The 24,232-nt window shown below is 36.6% G+C and carries 19 protein-coding genes and 2 pseudogenes; 14 read left to right on the top strand and 7 right to left on the bottom strand.

From position 1 onward, the window contains the following. Nucleotides 1-44 precede the first annotated feature (44 nt). The 5 genes from HX005_RS17810 (at nt 45) to HX005_RS17790 (ending at nt 5,249) form a co-directional block, all read left to right on the top strand. The gene (locus HX005_RS17810; protein WP_286378369.1) at nt 45-1,106 is read left to right on the top strand and encodes an LLM class flavin-dependent oxidoreductase; all 1,062 of its coding nucleotides are present in this window, start codon (nt 45-47) and stop codon (nt 1,104-1,106) included. 62 nt (nt 1,107-1,168) lie between these two features. After that, nucleotides 1,169-2,167, top strand: coding sequence for a flavin reductase (locus HX005_RS17805; RefSeq protein ID WP_286378368.1), 999 nt, complete (start codon nt 1,169-1,171; stop codon nt 2,165-2,167). A 184-nt stretch (nt 2,168-2,351) separates the two neighbouring features. Continuing rightward, entirely contained in the window at nt 2,352-3,779 is a 1,428-nt protein-coding gene (locus HX005_RS17800) for a spinster family MFS transporter (RefSeq protein WP_286378367.1), read from the top strand. Next, nucleotides 3,776-4,198, top strand: coding sequence for a GFA family protein (locus HX005_RS17795; protein ID WP_286378366.1), 423 nt, complete (start codon nt 3,776-3,778; stop codon nt 4,196-4,198). Before HX005_RS17800 ends, HX005_RS17795 begins: the two co-directional genes overlap by 4 nt. Before the next feature lie 46 nt (nt 4,199-4,244). Further along, nucleotides 4,245-5,249: a YeiH family protein gene (locus HX005_RS17790; protein ID WP_353622004.1), complete on the top strand. Its 1,005-nt coding sequence runs from the start codon at nt 4,245-4,247 to the stop codon at nt 5,247-5,249. 430 nt (nt 5,250-5,679) lie between these two features. On the opposite strand, the gene HX005_RS17785 is transcribed toward HX005_RS17790, so the two are convergent. Then, nucleotides 5,680-9,252 (bottom strand): AAA domain-containing protein, encoded by a 3,573-nt coding sequence (locus tag HX005_RS17785; protein ID WP_286378365.1) that lies wholly within the window; start codon nt 9,250-9,252, stop codon nt 5,680-5,682. Nucleotides 9,253-9,745: 493 nt separating this feature from the next. Here HX005_RS17785 and HX005_RS17780 point away from each other — a divergent pair, with 493 nt between their 5' ends. The 3 genes from HX005_RS17780 (at nt 9,746) to HX005_RS17770 (ending at nt 10,704) form a co-directional block, all read left to right on the top strand. Next, nucleotides 9,746-9,955: a hypothetical protein gene (locus tag HX005_RS17780; RefSeq protein ID WP_228199089.1), complete on the top strand. Its 210-nt coding sequence runs from the start codon at nt 9,746-9,748 to the stop codon at nt 9,953-9,955. A 38-nt stretch (nt 9,956-9,993) separates the two neighbouring features. Then, nucleotides 9,994-10,317: a hypothetical protein gene (locus HX005_RS17775; protein ID WP_107010046.1), complete on the top strand. Its 324-nt coding sequence runs from the start codon at nt 9,994-9,996 to the stop codon at nt 10,315-10,317. Nucleotides 10,318-10,488: 171 nt separating this feature from the next. Further along, the gene (locus HX005_RS17770) at nt 10,489-10,704 is read left to right on the top strand and encodes an RHS repeat domain-containing protein (RefSeq protein ID WP_286378364.1); all 216 of its coding nucleotides are present in this window, start codon (nt 10,489-10,491) and stop codon (nt 10,702-10,704) included. Here the strand turns inward: HX005_RS17770 and HX005_RS17765 are convergent. Next, a pseudogene (locus HX005_RS17765) lies at nt 10,697-11,628 on the bottom strand (IS5 family transposase). The gene HX005_RS17770 and the pseudogene HX005_RS17765 sit on opposite strands and share 8 nt — an antisense overlap. A gap of 12 nt (nt 11,629-11,640) precedes the next feature. Here HX005_RS17765 and HX005_RS17760 point away from each other — a divergent pair. The 3 genes from HX005_RS17760 to HX005_RS17750 all read left to right on the top strand — a co-directional run bounded on the left by HX005_RS17760 (nt 11,641) and on the right by HX005_RS17750 (nt 17,529). Continuing rightward, on the top strand, nt 11,641-12,054 hold the full coding sequence (locus HX005_RS17760; RefSeq protein WP_286378363.1) for a GMC family oxidoreductase N-terminal domain-containing protein: 414 nt from the start codon (nt 11,641-11,643) through the stop codon (nt 12,052-12,054). 857 nt (nt 12,055-12,911) lie between these two features. Further along, entirely contained in the window at nt 12,912-15,335 is a 2,424-nt protein-coding gene (locus tag HX005_RS17755; RefSeq protein ID WP_286378362.1) for a glucose/quinate/shikimate family membrane-bound PQQ-dependent dehydrogenase, read from the top strand. A gap of 94 nt (nt 15,336-15,429) precedes the next feature. Next, a complete protein-coding gene (locus tag HX005_RS17750; RefSeq protein ID WP_286378383.1) occupies nt 15,430-17,529 on the top strand; it encodes a TonB-dependent receptor domain-containing protein in 2,100 nt (699 codons plus the stop codon). An 89-nt stretch (nt 17,530-17,618) separates the two neighbouring features. On the opposite strand, the gene HX005_RS17745 is transcribed toward HX005_RS17750, so the two are convergent. Next, complete coding sequence (locus HX005_RS17745) at nt 17,619-18,992, bottom strand: heavy metal sensor histidine kinase (protein WP_286378361.1); 1,374 nt, start codon at nt 18,990-18,992, stop codon at nt 17,619-17,621. Next, on the bottom strand, nt 18,989-19,660 hold the full coding sequence (locus HX005_RS17740) for a heavy metal response regulator transcription factor (protein ID WP_107008484.1): 672 nt from the start codon (nt 19,658-19,660) through the stop codon (nt 18,989-18,991). The genes HX005_RS17745 and HX005_RS17740 overlap by 4 nt, the downstream gene beginning before the upstream one ends. Before the next feature lie 118 nt (nt 19,661-19,778). On the opposite strand from HX005_RS17740, the gene HX005_RS17735 reads away from it, so the two are divergent. Both HX005_RS17735 and uraH read left to right on the top strand, forming a co-directional pair. Further along, nucleotides 19,779-20,258, top strand: coding sequence for a GlcG/HbpS family heme-binding protein (locus HX005_RS17735; protein WP_286378360.1), 480 nt, complete (start codon nt 19,779-19,781; stop codon nt 20,256-20,258). Between the two features lie 26 nt (nt 20,259-20,284). Then, entirely contained in the window at nt 20,285-20,683 is a 399-nt protein-coding gene (gene uraH / locus HX005_RS17730) for a hydroxyisourate hydrolase (RefSeq protein WP_286378359.1), read from the top strand. A 189-nt stretch (nt 20,684-20,872) separates the two neighbouring features. On the opposite strand, the gene HX005_RS17725 is transcribed toward uraH, so the two are convergent. Beyond that, nucleotides 20,873-22,372 carry an MFS transporter gene (locus tag HX005_RS17725; RefSeq protein ID WP_286378358.1) on the bottom strand — a complete coding sequence of 500 codons (1,500 nt, stop codon included), beginning with the start codon at nt 22,370-22,372 and terminating at the stop codon, nt 20,873-20,875. A 100-nt stretch (nt 22,373-22,472) separates the two neighbouring features. Between HX005_RS17725 and HX005_RS17720 the strand changes: the two genes are divergently transcribed. Next, nucleotides 22,473-23,051 carry a TetR family transcriptional regulator gene (locus tag HX005_RS17720; protein WP_107008480.1) on the top strand — a complete coding sequence of 193 codons (579 nt, stop codon included), beginning with the start codon at nt 22,473-22,475 and terminating at the stop codon, nt 23,049-23,051. A gap of 707 nt (nt 23,052-23,758) precedes the next feature. Here the strand turns inward: HX005_RS17720 and HX005_RS17715 are convergent. Further along, complete coding sequence (locus tag HX005_RS17715; protein WP_286378357.1) at nt 23,759-23,926, bottom strand: hypothetical protein; 168 nt, start codon at nt 23,924-23,926, stop codon at nt 23,759-23,761. Nucleotides 23,927-23,966: 40 nt separating this feature from the next. Next, nucleotides 23,967-24,228, bottom strand: a pseudogene (locus tag HX005_RS17710) (IS982 family transposase); the annotation flags it as partial. Nucleotides 24,229-24,232 lie beyond the last annotated feature (4 nt).

Genomic DNA, 24,232 nt, shown 5'->3' with positions numbered 1-24,232 from the left:
TGTTGTAATAGTTCAACAGTTTTTACTGCTAGAGAGCTAATATTATGAATAATAAAAAACCACTGAAAATGGGTTGGTTCATTCCAACAATGGGTGATACTACAGCCTTCAGTGATCCAGACAAAAACATTCCTCAATCACTTGAGCATTTTGAAGAAGTCGCTTTCGCCGCAGAACAAGCAGGTTTTGATTATGTGTTAATCCCAGTAACCCCTTATTGCTGGGATGCTTGGGTCATTGCATCTTTCGTTATTGCCCGCACCAAGAAGCTCAAAGCCCTTGTCGCTGTAAAGCCTGGTTTTATCCATCCAGTTGCTCAAGCAAAGATGTTTGCTACCTTTGATCAACTGTCTAAAGGGCGCATCTATATTAATTTAATTGCTGGTCTCAGTGAAAATGATGCTTATGCTGAAGGGCAAATTGTTTCGAAAGAGTCCCGTTATGAGCAGTTAGAAGAAGAAGTTGAACTGATGAAGCGTTTATGGACTGAGAAAGATGTTGAGTACGATGGTACTTATCACCAAGCCCATAGCCCAAAAGTTATCCCAGCACCATTTCAGCAACCACATCCACCTTTCTTTCTTGGTGGTGGTTCAGAACAAGCCGCAGAAATTTCTGCTAAGCATTCCTCTGTCCATTTATTCTGGGGTGATTATCCTGAACGCATTGCCGAACAGATTGAAGAAATGCGTAACCGTGCTGCGAAGTATGGTCGTAGTGAAGATATTGAATTTTCTATGCGCTTACAAATTATCTGCCGAGAAACTGAAGAAGAAGCTTGGGATGCAGCTCATACTCTCATCAATGGTGCCGATCCAAATTGGACTAAACAGGTTAAAACCATGATGGCAGAATCAGTAGCCAATCAACGAATGAAGGAACTCTCTCAAACTATCGGTCGTAAGATGACACCACACCTATGGACTGGAATTACGGAAGTTCGTCCTGGTGCAGGAATTGCTGTTGTAGGAAATCCACAGCAAGTTGCTGATCAATTATTAGCTTTTGTAGATGCTGGCTGTACTGGATTTTGTCTGTCAGGTTATCCACATCATGAAGAAGCTGAGCGTTTTGGTCGTCTCGTCATGCCACTCCTAAAGCTCTAGCTTTTTTAAATTTGATAATAATCTATCCACTCATACATTCAATAGTAAAGGAATAACTTTTGATGAATACCTCTTCTTTCGATCCCAAGCAATTTCGTCAAGCTCTTGGTGCCTTCACTACTGGAGTGACGATTGTCACTACCCGTGGTCCAGATAATCTTGATTATGGGCTAACTGCTAATAGCTTCAACTCAGTGTCAATCGATCCACCAATGGTATTGTGGAGCATTAATAAGGATTCTTCGTCCGCAAAAGCTTTTACTAAAGGTTCGCATTTTGCTGTACATATTTTATCTACTGACCAAGAATCTTTATCGAATCGTTTTGCTAAAAGCAGTGTAGATAAATTTGCAGAACTCAAATTACAACGTGGTCCTAACGATATTCCCTTACTTGATGGGTGTTCAGCACGCTTCCAATGTAAGACAACCTACCAGTATGAAGGTGGCGATCATATTATTCTAGTTGGTGAAGTATTGGCATTTGACCATTTCGATAAAGCCCCTCTGGTATTTCATAGTGGTAGTTATAGACGTCTAGTGTCGCCTACCTCACTGGGCAAGGAAAGTGTGATCTATGGTGAAAACTGGTTAGGGTTCTTACTCGGTCGTGCTTACTATCAATTACAACTGCCGATTCGTAAACAGCTAAAAGATTTAGGTATGCAAGATCGTGATTTTGAGCTACTTGGTATTCTTAGCTTTAGTGAAGGGTCTACATTGGAAGAACTCAATCAACTATTCGATTTCACAGGAAAAGCCCTCTTGTCTGAGCAGTTAATGCTTTGGATACAAAAAGGTCTGTTGATCCTTAACGAACAACGTTTACAGTTCACTGATCAAGGTCGCCAATTGGCAATTCAATGGTTAGCCTTCGCCAAAGCAGCAGAAATGCAGGCTTTAGAAAGTCTCTCATATGAAGAAGCGCAGCAACTTAAACTATTGATAGGTCGAATTATTCAGTTCACTGGTACTGATCTTCCTACATATTGGCGTAAAGAAAATATCTGGCAGGATAACAACATATGGCAACAAGCAGATGCCATTTTAACGACAGGTTGATCTCATATTGTAGTGACTGTATTACCAATTAAAAAATAGATCATTCAGCCAAAGTACTGCAAATGACTAGATCACAGCTACATAATTTCAATTACAAAAACTATTGAGGTAAAAATGCTACAGCGGCTGGATTGCCGCTGCGCGACCTCAACTACATAAACAAACCAGTGAAGGTAAATAGTCTATGTCTAATTCTGCAATGCCCCCTACATCTACGATTCCCTGTACCACAAAACATCTACCTAGCCGTGTAAAAGCGAATTATGCCCTTGGTGTATTAATGCTCGCTTACCTCTTTTCGATCATGGATCGTCAAGTGCTCAGTTTACTAGTAGGTCCTATCCAACAATCACTACACATTAATGACTCATGGATGGGATTACTGCATGGTTTCACTTTTGCTATTTTCTATTCATTAGCTGGTCTGCCGATCGCGCGAATTATTGATCGTGGCAACCGACGCTTAGTCATTATGGCTGGTATTGGTCTATGGTGCCTAGCTACAGCTGCTAGCGGTTTAGCGACTGAGTTTTGGCATCTTCTATTGGCACGTGTTGGCGTGGCAGTTGGCGAAGCAGTATTATTACCTGGTGCAATATCTCTAATCAGCGATCTATTTGCACCAGAAAAACGTAATCGTGCCCTAGGAGTATTTGGTGCAGGAGGTCCTATTGGTCTTGGAGCTGGGTTACTCGCCACGGGTCTAGTACTAGGTTACTTCAATGCTCATCCATTAACTCTACCGCTACTTGGTGAACTAGCACCTTGGCAAACTACGTTAATGTCAATTGGTTTACCAGGACTGATTGTATTGGTCATGATGGTTGGTGTAGCAGAGCCGAGACTAGATAACCCCGATCGAAAAATACCAACAGTAGCAGCCACTAACGTTTCATTAACTGAAGTTGTAGCATTCCTGCACATTAACCGACGTACCTTTGTGGCTATTATCCTTGGTATGGGTTTCTATAATGCTGCCATATATGGTGGCGGTGCATGGGTTCCCAGTTATATGGTACGTGAATTCGGTTGGAGCTATGCCAAAACTGGCACAGTCATGGGATTAATTATGTGTATTAGTGCGCCACTTGGTGTACTTGGTGCAAGTTGGTTGGGTGATTTCTGGCGTCGCCGCGGTGTAGTCAATGGTAATTTACGTGTAGCTGTCCTCGCTAGTATTCTCTTGCCACTATTTGCCACGCCTATGTTGTTAGCATCTAGTGCAGAAATTGCATTGCCGTTTTTAGCCTTATCTGCTGCATTATGGGTATGTCTGTTTGGCGTTGGTCCTGCATTAATTATTGAAGTAACCCCAGTGCCAATGCGTGGTCAATTCATCGCATTATTTACAGGTGTACTCAATTTAGTGGGTGTTGGCATTGGTCCACTCGCTATAGGTTTAATTACTGATTATGTTCTAGTCGACCCTGCTGCAATTGGCTATTCAATTCTAATTGTTACATTAATCGCTTGCTTCATTGCCTGCCCGTTATTGCTTGGTGCCCGCAATAGCTTCAAGAAATCTATTCAACTGGCGCAGACATGGAAGTCAGTCAAAACTATTCCACATACCTATTCTAATTTTAATTCTAATCAAAGAGAAAACTCATGAGTTCCATTCAGGGCAGTTGCCTGTGCGGCAATATTCAATATCCTAGTCATCTTTTGCCACTCACTACTGCAATTTGCCATTGCAATGACTGTCAAAAACAATCAGGCAGTGCTTTCTCAGTCAATATGCTATTACCCGTTGATGGCTTCTCTATTGATGGTGCAAGTCTTGGCTTTTATTCAAAATCTGGCAGCAGTGGCTTATCCGTCAAACGCTTTTTTTGCACGAACTGTGGTTCTGCACTGTACTCTGAAGTTGATGTAATGCCAGGAATGATTGCGATCAAAGGGGGTTCTCTGACTGACCCAACTAGTATCAAACCACAACTGCATCTATGGTGTTCTTCAGCACTACCATGGGTGGATATCGATGGCTCTTTGCCTTGCTTCAAAGAGGCTTCACCAAATGAAAATGAGTAATTTATTTGGTGATAAGCCATAACTAGGGCAGATCTGAGGCATCCCCATGAATAATAAAGATATACTTTATGTTAGTCCTATTCGTATTCATCGAAAAATACTTATATTTATGCAAACCATAGCACCGGGGTTGGTCGTTAGTTTGGCAATTGCTATGGCTTCAGCCTTTATTGCTGATAACTACGGTGGTCCGACATTACTGTATGCGTTATTGTTTGGTATGTCCTGCCATTTTCTCGTTGAGAATGGTCGTTGTCTACCTGGTATCGAGTTTGCTTCCCGAACAGTTTTACGTGCTGGGGTCGCACTTCTGGGTGCACGGATCACCCTTGAGCAGATAGGAGCACTCGGATTAAAAACTATGCTTATCGCTATAATTGCTGTCGCAGCGACTATTTGCGTCGGTTGGATTAGTGCTCGCCTGCTTGGTCAAAGTGCTGATTTAGGTATATTAACAGGTTGCGCTGTAGCGATCTCCGCAGTATTACCTAAACATGAAAATAGTGAGCGTAATACCTTACTCACAGTAGTAGGGGTAACAGGTCTATCAACAATTGCAATGATTAGTTACCCTATCCTCAGCAAACTTTTTGGTCTTGATTCTGAACAGACGGGTATCTTCTTAGGTGGTACTATTCATGATGTAGCACAAGTCGTAGGTGCTGGTTACATGATTTCACCTGCTACAGGCGATATAGCTACTGTCGTTAAACTATTACGTGTAGCTATGTTAGTTCCAGTCGTGATAGTCGTGACTTGGTTATTTAGGGCTAGACAAGCTCCAGAACAGCGACAAAAAATTCCAATGGTTCCGAGTTTTTTACTTGCCTTTGTCGTTTTAGTGATCATTAACAGTACCAATATGTTACCTCATGCTATAACAGAAGGAATGGGGCAGTTATCACGTAGTTGCTTGATTGTTGCTATAGCTGCATTAGGTATCAAAACCTCGTTACGGAAATTAACTCAAGTGGGTTGGCGACCTATCATTATGTTGGTAGGTGAAACTATCTTTTTAGCAGCCCTAGTACTACTTTGCCTGCTCAACTGAGAAATTTACATAAAATCTCTCAGATCATATAGTGGACACGACATAGTTTTATGACGTGTACCACTTTGAGCTAAAAAATTCTATGTAATTGAAATATAAGAAACTCTACCCTGAAATATCTTGGTGAGAATGACAATAGACTTGATATAAATTTATTTATTCAAGATAAATATATTAAAGATGCTTTAGTCGTATTCTAAAAATTATGCTGAGTATATTTAGTTCAAAATATGAGGAGCTAGAAATATTGAAAATATAATCTGTGCTACTCATTTGTCAGAATAGTTCATGAAAATTTAAAAAACATACGATTTGAAATACCACCAAGAGTTGTACTCCTGAAAAACTCTGTGTTCTTGGCATCTCGAATATAAACAACAGAAAAATGACGCTGCTAGTTGAGAAAACCAATCTAGCAGTCTTTTTCAAATTAAAGGGAAGTAACATCCGATAAATTGCGAGCCTTGTATTGAGTAATGATGTTGCGATCCATGATGATCACGCTCGTCTCACGGCGAATAGCCAAATTCGATTGATTCTGGTCTTCACTGTACCATTTGTAATAGGCATTTGAGAGCCAATTCCAACTGCCAACAATGAGGATGCGGTCATCAATCAACAGAACCTTTTCATGTGTTCCTTGAGGCAAACGAATGACATTGTTACTTCCTAAAGCCTGAATATATTCTTGCACCAAGGCTTGATCATTATCATCTTTTTGGTTGATTTCAAGATTTGAGTATCCATAGAAGACTGTAATAGATACACCACGATTTTTAGCAGCCTTGAGTAATTCCAGTTGTTTTTGAGTACGCATGTTATAGGGCTTGCGAATCCATGGGACAACAATCGTGATGCTTTGAACAGCATTTTCCAGATAATACTCAAATGCTTTAATGTGTTGGGCATCATGAATGTGGCGTTCTACATTAAAACTGTTTGCGAGTTCATCATAATTTTTACTCTGTAATCCAAGCTCCAAATAGAACTCAGCTGAACATCGATCTGCAATCAAACCCAATGAACCTCGGGACTCTTTCAACTTGTGATAATTTCCGATAACAATAAATTGTTGTTTTGCACGAGATACTGCGACATTGAGCATGTTTGGGCGTGAATTCAAAAAATTCGAACTGTCTTTTTGATCAAAAATTACAGAACTGAAGATAATTACTTCAAATCCGACACCTTGGAACTGATGAATTGTCCCAATTTTTGCCAGTTTGTCCTGTTCCATGCGATTGCCGAAGGCTTTAATTAAAAGGTGTTTTTGGTCAGCATACGGTGTAATGATGCCAATATCAGATTTAAGATTGTAACCAACTCGTTCCAATTCATTTAACAGCTCACCAATGGCATTTATTTCATCAAGATTTGTTTTTCCATGTGTGCGCATACCATCAACATGGTAGAACATCAAATGATGCCCACCGAATAAATCAAAGCATTTTTGAATAGTATCGGAAGGCTTAAAGGTTGAAACGTTTAAACCTTTGTATTTTGCAATATCTATGAACAACTGAGCGATCGGTGCTTGGCAGCGTCTGTGCTCATCAAGAATGATCCCATCCCCTATGTCACTGATTTCTCCAGTTTGAGTTCCAGCTGCTCGATGATATGCTGTCACTTGACCGGGACCAAGCATTGCATATTCCTCATCATGGTTTGCAAAATACTCTTTATAGATTTTTTCAATTGAGTTCTTCGAAATTGTTCTGATCGGTTCTAACTGAAGTGGATCTCCAACAATCATAGCCTTTGTACTACGTGCAACGATCGGCAATAGGTTTTCAACAGATACCATCCCTGCCTCATCCAAGAGTGCAAGACTCCATGGTTTTACACTATTCAGGTGTTTGAGATGCTTATAGGCTGACATTTTGTAAGCAGAGGCAAGGGTTGTTGCTACAACTGGGTAAGCAAGTGAAATATCACAATAGAAGGCTTCAGCTTCTTTGATAAATTTACCGAAATGGGGTGTAGGATTGCCTCCACCTTCAAGCATTGCTGACCAATGGCTTAGCGCCGTAACCACATCATCTTTTCTTTTTAGTTGTTCCTGGAAAATAAATTGAACTGAAAGTTCAAAGATTTCTCTATTGTCCTTGATGGCATAGATCCTGAGAACATCAGTTAAGTCACTACAGTCTTTATATTCTGATTGAAGTGAATTTTTCAGCTGAATATACGCTTCCAATTTTTCAAAACAGTTCAGCATTTGATTCAGGACTTCTAATTGCTTTTGGTTGTGTTCATATCGCTTTTCCCAACTTTCAAGTTGATCATGTTGATTCAAGATCTCGCAAGCTGCCTTAAGGTTGATTTTAGCTGGTGAGAACATGGTTATGAATTTTAAGAATTGTAACTTGAAGAAGTCACCAATAGATAAAGGGAAATCACCACGCACTTTGACATTAAGCATCCAATCTGAAAATTGCGATGGCGTAAACTTGTTGGGCCAATAAGCTAATAGATTTTTAACGTGGTTTAGTGCTTCTTTCTGCTTTTGGATGTCATCCAATAAGACAGAAACTTCATTTTCAAGTTGATGTATATATGATTTTAAAACAACGTGGCTGTAAGCATTTGATTGATATTGCAAGTCTAGCTGTTTAGATGATTCCTGAAAGTGTTGTTGAAGGGTATTTTTCAGAAAAAAATCATCTAAAGTATGATCAATTGTTAAAAAAGAAATATCAGCCTTACGTTTGCTGAGTTCAGCAATGGCTGATAAATAATTTAAACTCAATTGATCAATACGATTTTTGGCTTGGAGAATAGCCTGCTTAAGTCGTGAATATTCAGCGTCATTGTAGTCAGTTGAAATTAATCTATTAATATGTCGCTTCAGACGTTCTTCGATTTCAATGCCAATTTTGGCGTTTGAACCACCATGGAACCATAACCAGTCTAGGTTTTGGGTAAAAGGATCTGATTTAAGATCAGCAATCACGTTATCTACAGCTTTAACTGCTGTAGAACAGACAAGCATATTCATATTTTGGTCTGCACCCTCAATGATGGCAAGAGCACGTGCTGAAACTTGTTGAGCAATGAGTGATTTGAATAACGTGGTTTTTCCAGTACCGGGAGCTCCTTGTACAGCGATGAGGGGATTGGCAGGATGAATATTGGCGACTTGAATGGCTTGATATTGTCCACGCCCTAAAGAGTACTTAGTTTCAAAAAGACCATAGGTTGTATTTAAAGTAATATGATCTTGTTCAACAATCGAGGTGCTGTCACCATTCTTGGTTAAATATTCGTTGAGTAATGGGTATTTTTTAGCAATTATTTGTGGATCAGATTCTATTTCACCGAGTATATGTTTGAAGTCTTGTAGATCACGAGTTGTCCCTGCATCATCATTTTTTGTGCCATAGATCAAGCCATGTGTATGCGGTGCAAAGTATATAGACTTAAAGTTATTGTTCTTGGACGCTAATCGTTCATTGGCCCATTCAAGGAAACCAAAATAAAGCGTTTTAAAATCAGCAAATGGACGATCACAAATAAGACTCATCAGCTCAAGTATGTTACGTGATTCATCCAAATCATCAATTTCGACATCAAAGTAGTTGAGTAAAACAGCTAGATTGACTTTTACCATATTTGAGACATTGGACGAAAGATCAAAGCCTGTAAAATCATTTTCAAGTAAAAAATTGGAAAGTAGGTCTATGGTAAATATTGGCAGATAAAACGATTCATTTTTGTGATGTATATTGAGCAGTGGAAACGAAAATATTAATTCTTCACTCAATCTGTTTTCATTAGTTTCCTGATCGAAAACGACATATTTTTCAGTCAAATGTGCGATTTGATCAGGATATAATTCAATAAAAACACCTTTACTACTGATGTTCTCATTAAAATCAGCTTCTTTGAAATTAATAATCTGGCAATGATCTATATTTTTTACTGGTATTTTAGATTTTTCACAGCCTGTAATTTCAATATAATGTTGCCAGGCTTTTAAAAGATTTTTTTGATTTAAACCCATAAGTAGCTCAATTGAAATATAAATATTTTCCAAAATAATATCATATTGAGTTTTGTGATAGGGGATTTGGGGAATGCTGATACTGACTAAATAAAAGTTAGTCTTTAAACTAAAATCATTCGTTTAACTTGTGTTAGTTGTAAAAATTGTTTGAATCTAAAAAATCTGAGTTCATTTAAAAGCCGCTGCTGTCATTTCCAAAGGCTTATGGTTAATATATTTGATAGTGTTCCAAAGTATACTACTCATTTTAACACCACTACACAAACCCATGATTAATGTAAAATAAAGCTAAGTTAACTGTCCGTTTTACGGGGGCTAATACATTACACTAAACCCACCCAATACGGTTGGGATGGTGATACACTCGCTTATGAGAGTAGCAACCAATACACCAAACACTATGTGTATATGTATGAAAATGGAAGCTTTGTTCCACTGATTCAAGCCACGTACAGACAACAGATTAATCAACACCAAACACCGCAGTGGGATGAGTGTAAAACTGAAAACCCTACCAAGCTCTTATCTAGAATATGCAGATGAAACTACTAAATTTATAGATGATAATAATATTTCTGAAAAACTAGCAAATATTAGAAAAATTTTATCTAGTAAATTTGATAATAGTTTAGGGGTAGATGATCAGGATGATTTAGAAAGAGCTTTTGAAAAATTAGAGTATTGGAAACCAAGAAAATAGAGCTTTTAAGTTATTCGCAATCACGGAGATTAAGTTAAATGTCAGCTGAAAGATATATATTTTTTAAAGATAAAAACTGGTATACAGATAATGACAAATTAATTATCAAAAATTTGGAAGATTTGCGCACATTTATAAAAACTGATAAAGAGAACAATACTGTTTTATTGAGAGAAACGTATGGAAAACAGGGGGATTGGGATTATGACGTTAGGTTTATTTTCAAAGCTACTTATATTTTCTTAGAAATATCTTCTCATGGACCTGAAATAACGTATGATTTGAAAAAATTGCTCAACTGGATTAGAAGCAAAACAGAAATTAGAGTTGAAGATGAAGACGGTGTACTTTCAGATTGGTAGTTTTAAGGCTGCGCTAATAACTTTAATTCAAAGGCAAAGAAACATTTGCCTTTGACCCTGCAAGTAATACCATTAATCCAAATAAAATACAAAGCCATCAACAAACCCCATATAGCAATACGCCAAGACACCTACTTTGAGCCGACCCATAAACATGGCTACAACAGCTTAGTGAACAATGTAGTACAAGACTACATAGATCAGAAATACCAATACGATGACTATGGTCAGCTGATTGTGCAAAATGATGGCGGACAACTCCAACACTTTGAATGGGATGCATTGGGACGACTGATCCGCAGTAAAAATGACAAAGCCGAAATCCACTACCACTACGATGCATTGGGTCGACGCATCGAAAAGTCCAAACAACACATTTTTAAGTGACAACTTGGGTATGAGGGCGACCTAATTCTGTGAATCTATTCAAGACTGCTACACGTGCATGAATCTCATTCACCTGACTAGGAAAACTCCTTGCCGTTAATTTATCGCCTAATAATTTGATGCAATGCATCTTAGTTTCTACCAAGCTTCGCTAATGATAACCAGACCACTTCTTCCAAAGAGTTCTTCCTAGTCGTTTGACAGTTTTTAATAATTCATTCCGTTCGATAGACCTTGCTTGTTGATCTTTCCATGGCTTTACATTCTTTCTTGGTGGAATCACCGCATGTGCTTGTCGATCTGAAATAACTTGTCGGCAGTGTTTCGTATCGTAAGCTCCATCGGTATAGACAGAATCAATCTGCTCATCCAAAGGGATTTGATGGAGTCTCTTCTAGCACCTGTGAATCACTGACATCGTTCGTAGTAAGCTGCACAGCACGTATTTGTAGGGTTTGAGCATCTATACCAATATGGAGCTTACGCCATTGGCGACGATATTCAGGTCCATGTTTCTTACGTTTCCACTCACCCTCACCGAGAAACTTCAAGCTAGTAGAGTCTACGAGTAGATGAAGCCCATCGCTACTTTTCTGATAGCTAATTGCGATATCAAGTATGTTCTTGTCTTCTACAAAGTGTAGTGTAATTTGGAGCTGTCCAGCCTAATCCGCATAGTTTAATCAGACTTTGAACAAAACCTGTGACCATACGTAAAGAAAGGCGAAATAGAGACTTGATCATTAAACAACATTGAATAGCTGTATCGGAATAGATTTGATTTCGACCTTGTTTGCCTTGTTGTTGTGCATACCATTCAGTCTTTGGATCAAACCAAATCGAGATATTTCCTCGATTTATTAATGCTCGGTTGTAAACGGACCAATTCGTTGTACGATAGATTTTAGGTGTTGGCTTCTTCATTTCGAAATTATAGTGCTGAATAAGCCTTTAACGGTAGGTTTGTGCAACAGAGCCGTTTCAGTTGAATGCGAAATCAATGGTCAGAAACAAGTTATTAAAGCGCGTAAGCAAATTGTACTCAGTGCAGGTGCAATTGGTACACCAAAAATCTTAATGTTATCAGGAGTTGATCCTCAAAATCATCTTACTGAAATGGGTATTAAAACTATTCAGGATTTACCTGTAGGTAAGAATTATCATGACCATTTACATGTTTCAATTAATGCGGTAACCAAACTGCCAACGTCGTTATATGGTCAGGACTTAGGATTGCAGAAAATCAAAAATGGTGCTCAGTGGATGCTGACGCGTACTGGTGTAGTGACCTCTAATATTTTAGAAGGTGGTGCTTTTATGGATGAAGAAAAATATCTTCAAAGGAGTTGATATTCTAGTCGAATTACTACAAAAATCTCATTTTTTTCACATTTAGTGGTTTAACAAATCAATAAAAAATCGGTAAACTATATCCTACGGCAGAAACTAAAAGTCAATACATTAGGGGTAATCCATAGTGGTAAATATAGTTTCTGGCTGAGTACTCAACCACAATTAACCCAGTCTCGGGTTGATCCTACACGTGGTTTTATATCAGTTTTAATTGAGTCTTCCATGACTAAAACATAACTGTTGTAGACTGTAGAAGTTATACAGTTGTTGGTACTTTTTAGTTGGTATTTGTTAAAGACTTTTTTTGACAGACCAACACCACAAATTCAATGATATTTAGGTGGCTGTCCTCAGTATTCAAGTGAATTTTCAATTGTATTTAAATTGAATAGAGTGTTTGAAATGTAAACAATATTGTTTCTGAGTGATTCAGAAACTATTGATACTTCATCTATGTTTGCAACAACGAGGATTTTTTAGATGATATTGAATGCGAAATACGCAATTTAGTCATTCTAAAGCAGTGGTTCTCAACAACATAGCGCCAAAAAATACTCTAGTCCTCCGCAGTGCTTTGTACTGTAAACAAAGCCTTGTTTTGTTTAGATTTTGACTAAAATTTTCATAGACACTGTTATAAAACTTGAAAATAGCCCCACTATTCTCATTGTTCTATGCTTGACTCAATTTTAGTCAACACGCAATTCATTTATGAATGATCAATAGTCCCAATCACTCTTTTTTCATTGTTGAAGCAATTAAATTGTGGATTCTCAAAAGTTTAGACGTGGTATGAATGATGTTCAAAACAGCAGTGGAGAGATCATTTAAATCACAGCATTTGGAGTAAAAGTATGTCCGAAGCAAAATCTCACCCCATATTTAAAATATGGTGCTTTATATTAGGCTTAGCATTATTGCTAACTGGCTTATTTTATTTAATCGGTGGTGGAAAACTCATTAGTTTAGGTGGTTCATGGTACTTCCTAATAGCAGGGTTATTAACGACTGTATCAGCAATTTTTATTTTTAGGAAAAAAGCATTAGGTGTTTGGATCTTTGCATTGGTTTTCCTTGGTACGATCATCTGGTCTCTGCTTGATGCAGGTTGGGATTTTTGGGCACTCCATTCACGTTTGATGTTCCCTGCAGGTTTATTTGCTGCGCTTTGTTTTACCTTGCCGTCAATTCGTAAATACCAATTACAAGTTGCGTCTTCAGCACCTGCTTATGCCTTAGGTGGTTTAACGGTGTTAGGGATGTTCGGTGGTTTGTATGGTATGTTTATTCCACATCCAACAGTGGAAGCGACTGGTGAAGAATTACCATTGGTTCCTGTAACAGCTCAAAGCCAACAAGTGAATTGGTCACACTATGGTAATGATGCTGGCGGAAGTCGTTTTGCTGCATTGGATCAGATTAACCGTAATAATGTATCTAAACTGAAGGAAGCATGGCGCTTTCAAACAGGTGATGTGACCACAGGTTCAGGTAATGGCGCAGAAGATCAGCTCACGCCTTTACAAGTTGGTGATAAAGTATTTTTATGTACACCACATAACAACATCATTGCTTTAGATGCGGACACAGGTAAACAAATCTGGAAAGCCGAAGTAAACTCTAAAGCTGATGCTTGGGAGCGTTGTCGTGGTGTAGGTTACTTTGACTCGACTCAAGCTTTGGTACAACCCACTTTAGCAGGTGCAAGTCCTGTTACTGCTGTGGCAAACAATACCGCATGTCCACGTCGTGTTTATACCAATACGCCTGATGGTCGTTTAATTGCAGTGAATGCCGATACAGGTGAGCGTTGTAAAGACTTTGGTGTTGATGGAACAGTCAACTTATTAGAAGGTTTGGGTGAAGGTACTCAAGCACCTCGTTTCGAAGTAACTTCTGCACCTACTATTGCAGGAACTAGCATCATTGTTGGAAGTCGAATCGCGGATAACTTTGCAGCGGATATGCCTGGTGGTGTGATCCGTGCTTATGACGTGATTACTGGGCAGCTACGTTGGGCTTTTGATCCACGTAATCCAGATCCAAACTATGTTCTTAAACCAGGTGAAACTTATAAACGTAGTTCTGCTAACTCTTGGGCAGCAATGTCTTATGATCCGCAAATGAACACTGTATTTTTACCAATGGGTAGTTCATCTGTCGATGTATGGGGCGGTAACCGTCAACCTACAGACCATAAGTACAATTCTTCTGTTTTAGCTTTAGATGCAACGACAGGTAAAGAGAAGTGGGTTTATCAAACTGTTCATAATGACCTTTGGGATTTCGATTTACCAATGCAACCAAGCTTGGTTGATTTCCCAATGCAAAATGGACAAACTAAACCTGCTGTTGTTATTGGGACGAAATCAGGTCAGTTCTTTGTACTTGACCGTGTTACGGGTCAACCTCTAACTAAAGTGGTTGAACAACCTGTAAAAGCTGCGGATATCCCTGATGAGCAATATAGTGCAACTCAGCCACGTTCAGTTGAAATGCCACAGATTGGTAATCAGACTTTGACTGAATCGGATATGTGGGGTGCAACGCCATTTGACCAGTTAATGTGTCGTATTAGCTTTAAATCAATGCGTTATGAAGGTCTATTTACTGCGCCAGGTTCTGATGTTTCATTAAGTTTCCCAGGTTCACTAGGTGGCATGAACTGGGGCAGTATCGCATTTGACCCAACAAATCGCTATATGTTTGTCAATGACATGCGCCTCGGTCTGTGGATTCAACTGATTAAACAGACACCTGAAGATTTAAGACTTGAAGCTAGCGGCGGAGAGCAAGTCAACACAGGTATGGGTGCTGTGCCAATGAAAGGTACACCATATAAAGTGAATAAAAACCGCTTTATGTCAGTACTGGGTATTCCATGTCAAAAACCACCTTTTGGAACCATGACAGCGATTGATATGAAAACTCGTCAAGTCGCTTGGCAGATTCCTTTAGGTACGGTTGAAGATACTGGTCCAATGGGCATTAAAATGGGTATACATGCGCCAGTGGGTATGCCAACAATTGGCGGTCCAATGGCAACTCAAGGTGGTTTAGTATTCTTTGCTGCAACGCAAGATTATTATCTACGTGCATTCAATTCATCGAATGGTAAAGAGTTATGGAAAGCGCGTTTACCTGTGGGTAGTCAAGGTACACCGATGAGCTATGTTTCTCCAAAAACAGGCAAACAATATGTGGTCATTTCTGCAGGTGGGGCACGTCAGTCCCTTGATCATGGTGATTATGTAGTTGCGTATAGTTTAGCTGATTAAAATATTTTATCGTATGGGAAGTCTATTAGATCATAGGCTTCCTATTTTTTATGGTCATAACGAGTAAGGAAATATTGTGCGATTAACTGATTTAATGCATATGCCTTTTAAACAAGTCTTATTGACTATGGTTATTGTGCAAACGATGCATACTTATGCAGAAACGACAGAATATCAGCTTCCTGCTATCACCATGCAAGCGATACGTACCAATAGCGAGTTGTTATCCACTCCAGCATCTATTCAAAAAGTTCAAGGTGCTACAGTACAAAATAATGCTAATGTAAACTTATCTGAAGTCTTACAAGGTGTTGCAGGCTTACAAATTAATAACCGTGAAAATTATGCACAAGACTTACAAATTTCAATGCGAGGCTTTGGTGCTCGTTCGACTTTTGGAGTGCGTGGAATTCGAATGTATGTGGACGGTATTCCTGCAACTATGCCTGATGGTCAAGGGCAAAGCTCGAATATTGACCTCAATAGTTTAGATCACATTGAAGTTTTGACAGGACCATTTTCATCTTTATATGGTAATTCATCAGGCGGAACCATCTTAGCCGAGAGCAAAGAAGGGCAAGGCAAAGACTCAATCCAAGTGGGGCTAAATACAGGTAGTCATCATAAGCAACAAGCTTATATTCAACTACAGGGCGGTTCTGAACAGTTTGATCAACCTGCCTATATGATTAGTTCTTCTTATTTTGATACCGATGGTTTTCGAGATCATAGCGCAGCACAAAAAGTCTTAAATAATGCCAAATTGACATGGAACTTAGAGGATGGCAGTAAAATCAACTGGATCATGAACTATGTTGATATTGATGCCGAAGATCCACAAGGTTTAAATCGTGAGCAGTGGCAAGCAAATCCGAAACAAGTAAATGACCGTACTAACACTTATAATGTCCGTAAAGAAATTAAACAAACCCAAACAGGACTGACATGGACGAAGCCACTCAATGACCAACAAGAATTGCATAGCATGGTCTATTTGGGAAACCGACAAGTCGTACAATATCAGTCGATTCCAAAGGCTCCACAAGCAAATGCTCGCCATGCAGGTGGCGTGATTGATTTTGATCGGGATTATTATGGTGCAGATTTCCGTTGGGCAGGAAAAAAGATTTTACCAAATACAACATTGATTGCAGGTGTTGCTTTAGATCGAATCGTTGAAGATCGTAAAGGTTATAATAATTATGATCAGACAGGTAAGTTTGATGTAAAAGGTGATTTACGCCGTAATGAAAATAATACCCTATGGAATTTAGATCCATATGTACAAGCCTCATGGCAGTTTTTACCTAAATGGAATCTTGATGCAGGTTTACGTTATAGCAACGTGCATTATGAATCAGATGATCATTACATCGTAGCAGGTAATGGTGATGATAGTGGTTCAACGGATTATCAAAAATTATTGCCTTCGGTAGCTGTAGGCTGGAAAATTCTACCTAAACTTTATGCTTATGCGAGTTATGGTAAAGGTTTTGAAACGCCAACTTTTACAGAAATGGCTTACCCTACATTGGCGACATCAGGGATTAATTTTGATTTAAAACCTGCAAGTAGTGATACTTATGAACTAGGATTAAAGTCCCAAAATGCATTGGGACAGTTTACTTTCGCTGTTTTTAATACAATCACTAAAAATGACATTGTACCTGATGATGCTAATGCAGGACGTAATACATTTCGTAATGCAGAGCAAACTTTAAGACAAGGTGCTGAGCTAGCTTGGCAGCATCAACTTTGGCGAGATTTAAAACTTAGTGCAAGCTATAGTTATTTAGATGCAACTTTTGATGCTGATATTGCAGCAACGACAACGAAGCCTTTGATTGAAAAAGGGACATATATTCCTGGAATTGCGAAAAACCAAGTGTTTACCCGTATCGCATGGCAACCAAAGCAGGGCTTTCAAGCAGGCTTAGAAGCACGTTACATGGATAAAATTTATGTCAATGATATTAATTCAGATGCTGCACCAAGTTATACTGTTGTAGCAGCAAATGTTGGCTATTTATGGGTAAACCGTGATTGGAAGATAAATAGTTATGCTCGAGTTGATAACTTGTTTGACCGAAATTATATTGGTTCAGTCATTGTGAATGACAGCAATAGTCGTTTCTTTGAATCAGCAGATCAACGAAATTTCAATATTGGCTTATCTGTGACGAAAGCATTTTAAAAACAGAAAAAGAGTTATGTTTTGATCTTCTAAGTTAAAGCGCAAATAATGTTTGAACTGCGCCTTTAACTTAGATCTTCGATTATTTTTTAGATATTTATTCTTAAGCTGAATACAACGCCTCGATGGCTATTGTATACAATTGCTTCTCCGTTATGTAACATCATGATAGATTTAACGATTGATAACCCTAAACCACCCGTTTTTGCTTTGGAATGTCGGCTACTATCAATCTGATAAAAACGTTCAAATAAATGATTTAAATGTTGTTGATCAATAAAAATATTTGTAGTTAATATTTCAATCTCGACAGCATTTTCTATAGATTTTGTTGAAATTACAATATCTTGGTCTTTAATTCCATAATCAAGAGCATTGATTATAAGGTTAGAAAGCGCTCTTTTTAATAAATCTGCATTGCCATATATCTGAAGCTCCTTTTCTAACTGTAAAACAAATGACATTTGTTTATCTTCAGCTAGGAATTCGAAATAATCGATTAATTCTAAAATAAGGTGAGATAAGTCAATATGTTCTTTTTCGAGAATATAATCACGACTTTCAGAGCGAGCAATAAACAACATATTGTCTATCATTTTACTGAGTCGTTCATATTCCTCAAGATGAGAATATAACAGTTGCTCCAGTTCTTGTTTAGGTCGAGATTGCATGAGCATAATTTGTGTCTGTCCCATTAAGTTATTTAAAGGGGTTCTTAATTCATGGGCAATATCTTCAGAAAAACGTGCCAATTGATCATAATTAATTTGTATTTTTTCTAACATAGCATTCATTGCTGCACGAAGTTGCTCAACTTCAACCGTAGTACTTTTATCTTCAATTCTTTGATGAAGTTGAGTCCCTTGAATTTTATGTGTTTGCTCAATCAAGTTATTTAAAGATTTTAGTAAGTATAATCCCACCCAACGTCCAAGTAAGCTTGCCATAACAATTCCCAATAAACTATAAAGGATCAGCTTCCATAAATATTGATCTAAAATAGATTGAGCTTCATCAAGTTGTGTACCAGCAATCAGTTGATAATGTTGATCATTAAAAACTACAGTTTTATAAGCCAAACGGGTTGTAGCAAATTTCGATTGATTATTCAAAAATGTAATAGTTTTCGATTCGGTCGTATAGGGAATATGAACTTTTAGTGGATTAATCTCAATTAAGCTTTGTTGTTGGTTTTTTAGTATTAAGAGATTATCTTCTTTTCCCAACATATTTTCATATAGACTAGGGTGTTTAATGAGAATTTGAAAACTTTCTTGATCTTGTAAAAAAATTTCAATACGTTCAACTCGTGCAATTAGATTCTGATCCATTTGTTTAGCGAGTAGTTGCTGCATGTTGTGATAAGAAAGTAAGCCTATACTCACAAATACAACGCAACAAATCGCACTAAAAGCAATACTTAAGCGCGTTGTTAAACTAAAATTTTTTAGCCAGTTTTTCATTTCATTAGGCTTAAATAATATCCCATACCTCGAACAGTATGAATTAATTTAGGATGAAAAGGATCATCAATTTTTGCACGTAAACGACGAATAGCAACATCTACGACATTGGTGTCTGTTTCAAAGTTAATATTCCACACTTCAGATGCAATTTGAGATCGGGTTAATAGTTCACCTTGATGTTGCATAAGTAAATGTAAAAGTAAAAATTCTTTAGGGCTTAAATCAATTTTTTGTTGATTCCTATAAACAACATGTTCCATTCTATATAAAATTAAATCTTCAACTTGATAGTATTCAGACTGATTATGTACACTGCGTCTCAATAAACTTTTAATTCGTGCTAATAGCTCAATATAAGAAAAGGGTTTAATTAAATAGTCATCCGCTCCTAACTCTAAGCCTTTTACTCGATCTAGGACATGATCTTTTGCAGTCAGCATAAGTACTGGAATTTTAGAAAATGTTCTTAAAGTCTTTAACACTTGCCAGCCATCAATTTCAGGTAACATGACATCCAAAATTAATAAATCAAATTTTCTCTCTTGTAACAGCGTTAACGCGGTCAACCCGTCATGAGCCATATAAGATAAATAACCAGACTCATTTAAACCTTTTGCTAGAAATTCAGCAATTTTTGTTTCATCTTCAACAATAAGTATATGCATTTAAATAATATTATCTGAATTAATCTATTGCTAGATTACAAATTTGTAATCTGATTGTCATGCAAGAAGGAATTTATTTTATATAAGCTAATTTATATCTTAATTTGGCTGAATAGAAATGATAAAAAAACTTCTTTTTAGTTCTGTAATGGCATGTAGTTCAATTACACATGCTCTTCCTAAAAATAGTTATGTAATGGATTTAACTATTGCAAATCAACTTGTGACGAATGTGATGCAAGCTTGTATACGTACTGCCAAACCTGCTGCTGTTGTAATTCTGGATCAAGGTGGCAATGTTATGGCAAGTCAACGTCATGAAGCAGTAGGTATTCACAACCTAATTGCGGCGCAAAGAAAAGCATTTACTGCTTATTCAAGTAAAATCACGACATTACAATTTATGCGTAATGCACAGAATAATATTGATTCTCAGAACTTAAATAGCCTCCCTGAATTATTACTTTTAGGTGGAGGCGTGCCTGTAATTTATAAAAATCAGTTGATAGGTGCAGTTGGCGTAGCAGGTGCAGGTGGTTCAATTCAAGATGATCAATGTGCACAACAAGGTATTGAAATTACACTCAAACAAATTTAAATCAAGTTTATTTAGGATAAGTTTATATGAAAAAGTTATTTTTATTTACTAGTAGTTTATTTATTTCAAACTTGGTGATGGCACAAAACCCTTTAAGTGTACATGTACTTAACTTGGAAAGTGGATTGCCTGCACCAGAAGTAAACGTTACTTTAGAGGAGCAAAAAAATGGAAAATGGATACAAATTTCAGAAGCTAAAACCAATGAGCAAGGTCGTATAACTGCATTATTTCCAGAAAATAAAACTTTAGATAATACGATATATAAAGTCACATTCAAAACAGGGGAGTGGTTTAAGAAAAATCAGCAAAGTTCATTCTTTCCAGAAATTCCTGTTATTTTCCAAGTAGATCGCTCATTAAAACACTATCATATTCCCTTATTGCTAAGTCCTTATGGATATTCGACATACCGAGGCAACTAACCATTAAATATGAGTTTTAACCTCATACAGCGTTAAAACTCATTTAAAATAAAGACTGTTATATGAATTTAAAAAATCAAGGCTAGAATTCGAGTTCAGAAGCAGCTTTAATTCGTATTTTAGATGCTCTTTCAACCCTTATTTAAAATTTTTACTATGTTTTTTAAATTTCACATAAGTTTCATGATATTAACTCGAAAGTGCGTTTTTAGAAATTTCCCTCCAAAAGACCCAGATAAAGATAGCAAGGAAAAAGAGTATTAAACTAGAAAAAATTAACACAGAGCTATGAGCGATAACAAAAGCTGAGTTAGCTGATTTCATGATGATATTCGCACTTTCTGGCGATAGGTTTGGAAGGACTTGATACGTTTCTCCTATGGAACTTTCGACTATTTTCAGTTGATCAGCACTAAAAAAATGATGAAAATCAACATTTTTTGTATAGAAAAAAGATGCCATTAAGCCGAAGATTGTTACACCTAAACCTGTTCCTAATTCATAGGACATTCCTTCAATAGCACCTGCAGATGATGCTTGCTCAATAGGTGCTCCTGATAAAATTGCTGATGTCGCTGCTAAAAAGGCACATAGAATACTTAGCCCTAATAAAATCATATAAAAAGCTGCAAATAAGTATTCGGTTTCAAAATTAACAATTGATAAAAAATACATAGAGACAGAACTCAGTATTAAGCTAATCACAGCAACTTTTTTAGCTCCAAACTTATTTAGAAGGGGGGTACTAATTACGCCACCCACGCTGACCGCAATCATAAATGGTAAAATATATAGACCCGCTTCTAATGGACTAAACTGATGTACGTACTGTAATTTTTGGGAAATAAGTAACTCAAATCCAACCAATGCAATCATAGCAACAACGGAAATAGTGAAACCATATTTCACAGGTTTCGATGCGAATAACTTAAGATCAAATAGTGGTTGACTGCTTTTAATTTGTCTTTTTACAAATAAAAAGCCGAGTAAAAATCCAATAAACCCAAGAAAAATGAATTGAAGATCAAATTCTTTTAAACCTGATTTTAAACTGTAAATGACTAAAAGAATGGCTGTCATTAGTATCAAAGCATCGAATATATTTAATTTTTTTTCATGTATAGGTTTTTGTTTAGGTAGATACTTTAAAATACATATTGTTACAGCAAAAATGATAGGAACATTAATTAAAAATACTGATCCCCAATAGAAATATTCTAATAACAACCCACCGACTAAAGGTCCGAAAGCAGCACCTGCTCCTCCAACCATCACCCATATTCCTAATGCAAAGTTTCGTTCTTTTTCATCCATAAAGGTATGACGTAGACAAGCTAAAGTGGCTGGCATAATCATTGATGCACCTAAAGCCAAGATCGCTCTTGAAAAAATTAAAAAATTTGCTGTCGATGAGAATGCTGCGAGTACAGATGCTATTCCAAAAATAAGACTTCCCATAAGCATTAGTTTTCGATAACCAATTTTATCGCCTAAAGCCCCCATAACTAAAATAAGACCGGTCATTAGCAATGGATAGATATCGATAATCCATAAAAGTTGAGATGTACTTGCTTTCAACTCTTGGCTTAATGTAGGTACAGCAATATGAAGGACAGTTGCATCAATAGCGACAGGAAGATAAAGCCCAACGACAATGGCTAAAATAAACCATTTGGGATGTGAAAACATAAAAATAGTATAAATTGAACAGTTGTTCAATTTATACTATTTTTTGATTTTTTACGCAACTTGTATATGCTGATGAGGTTGTAAATAACTGTGTTAAGAAATGAGCTATTTAAGTAAAACGGAAAGAAAAAAACAGATATTAGATGCTGCTATGACAATCGCATTAGATGATGGTTTGAATACATTAACCGTGCGTAATTTAGCGCAAAAAGCTTCTTTATCAATAGGGCTTATTCATCATCATTTTAAAACTATTCAAGAATTAAAATGTGAAGTATTTATGCAGCTCGTTTATAAGAATTTAGATATCAGTGAAATAGATGATAATTTAAGTTTAACGGAAAAAATACTTTTAGCTCTAGGTTTTACTGAATCTGAAGATGAATTACCTTATATTCGCTTGTGGAATGATGCTGAAAAAAATAGTCATATTAGTCCTGAATTTAATCAGGTTTTTTTAATAGCAATTGAAGAATGGCATAAGTCTGTAAAAAAAATCTTGAAATCGGCATCGTTAAGGAATCATAAAGAAAACCTTGACGATATGGCTTGGCAATTTATAGGTCTAACTTTAGGATTAGAAGGATTGGCAAAATTTCATTCTCATTTATTTACCTATGAATATATGACTCAATTAGTAACTGATTTAATTGAAAATAAAATCAATCAAAAAATTTAACTTTCCTTAAAATTAACAGAATACACCTTATACAAAATCAAAAATGGGGGCTTAAGCTCCTATTTTACTATTTTTTAAATTATGTATAACAGCTGCTATGTTAAATAGTGATATTTAACGGAGATATCTGTTTTAATGGAATTATCGTATTATCTGTATGAAGATTAAAATGTTTAGAGTCCAAAGTAATACATTATTTATACAATCTAGTAAGTTGTCTCTACTAGAAGTAATATTATTACAGTTAGCTAAAGATCTTCCAGAACATATTGAACCTCATGAGCTACTTTCAATTATACAGGATTTATTGAATACTGAATCTGAAGATGAAATCTATCAGAAGTTAAATTTATCTACTTGAAAAAATAAATTTGAAAATGATGTAGATTGGGAATTATTTAAAAAGTTATTAGGATTTACAGTTATAAAAAATATTATTTTGAATAAATAGCAAGCAAATTGATTGTACTATATTGAATCTAGTATTTCTAAAATTAACATAATACGCTTTAAATGGTGAGTAACACCACCATTTCGCATAATGTACGTTATGTTAAGTCCGATACACCTAACAATAACTTCATATCCTTCTTTCTTAAGCTATAATTCAATAACTTAACTAATTTCTATTTCAACGATAAATATGATATGTTGACCTTAAGAATACTTCATAAACTTTACTATGTTTGCTTTAAAAACAATTCCTCTTAAAAAGGACATGAAACTGTTCTAATAACACCACTACCATCTCTATTATTTAAAATAATAGGAACACCTGTTTTAGGATCAACTGTATAAGATATTAAAAATTTATCTGGATTTAATTTTCTCTGTTTCATATCACTAACTACATCACTGATATTTCTACTCTTCATCGTGTCGTCAGCTTCTGAATTTGTATAACGTGAATTCGGCTTAAGCAGATTTTAACTTAATGGGTTTTAAAATCTGCTGAATACCTGAATTATACCCATTCACAAGTACCAACGCATACAAGGTTAAAGCCGAAAATATTGTAGTTAATAATCCTATTTTTGATCTATGTCGAGTATGCCCAAGATCAAATTGACTCTTTATAAGATTGAATAGTGCTTAAATAATTCCTCATTTTTTAATACATCATGATCAAATGGGTCTAAAACATGTAATTTTTATTCCTTTTTACACGTGTAATCAACTAG

The sequence above is a fragment of the Acinetobacter sp. R933-2 genome (assembly GCF_030325485.1).
Classification (GTDB): domain Bacteria; phylum Pseudomonadota; class Gammaproteobacteria; order Pseudomonadales; family Moraxellaceae; genus Acinetobacter; species Acinetobacter sichuanensis.
Note: the sequence above shows the minus strand (reverse complement) of the source record. Positions and strands in the feature narration are given on the sequence as shown.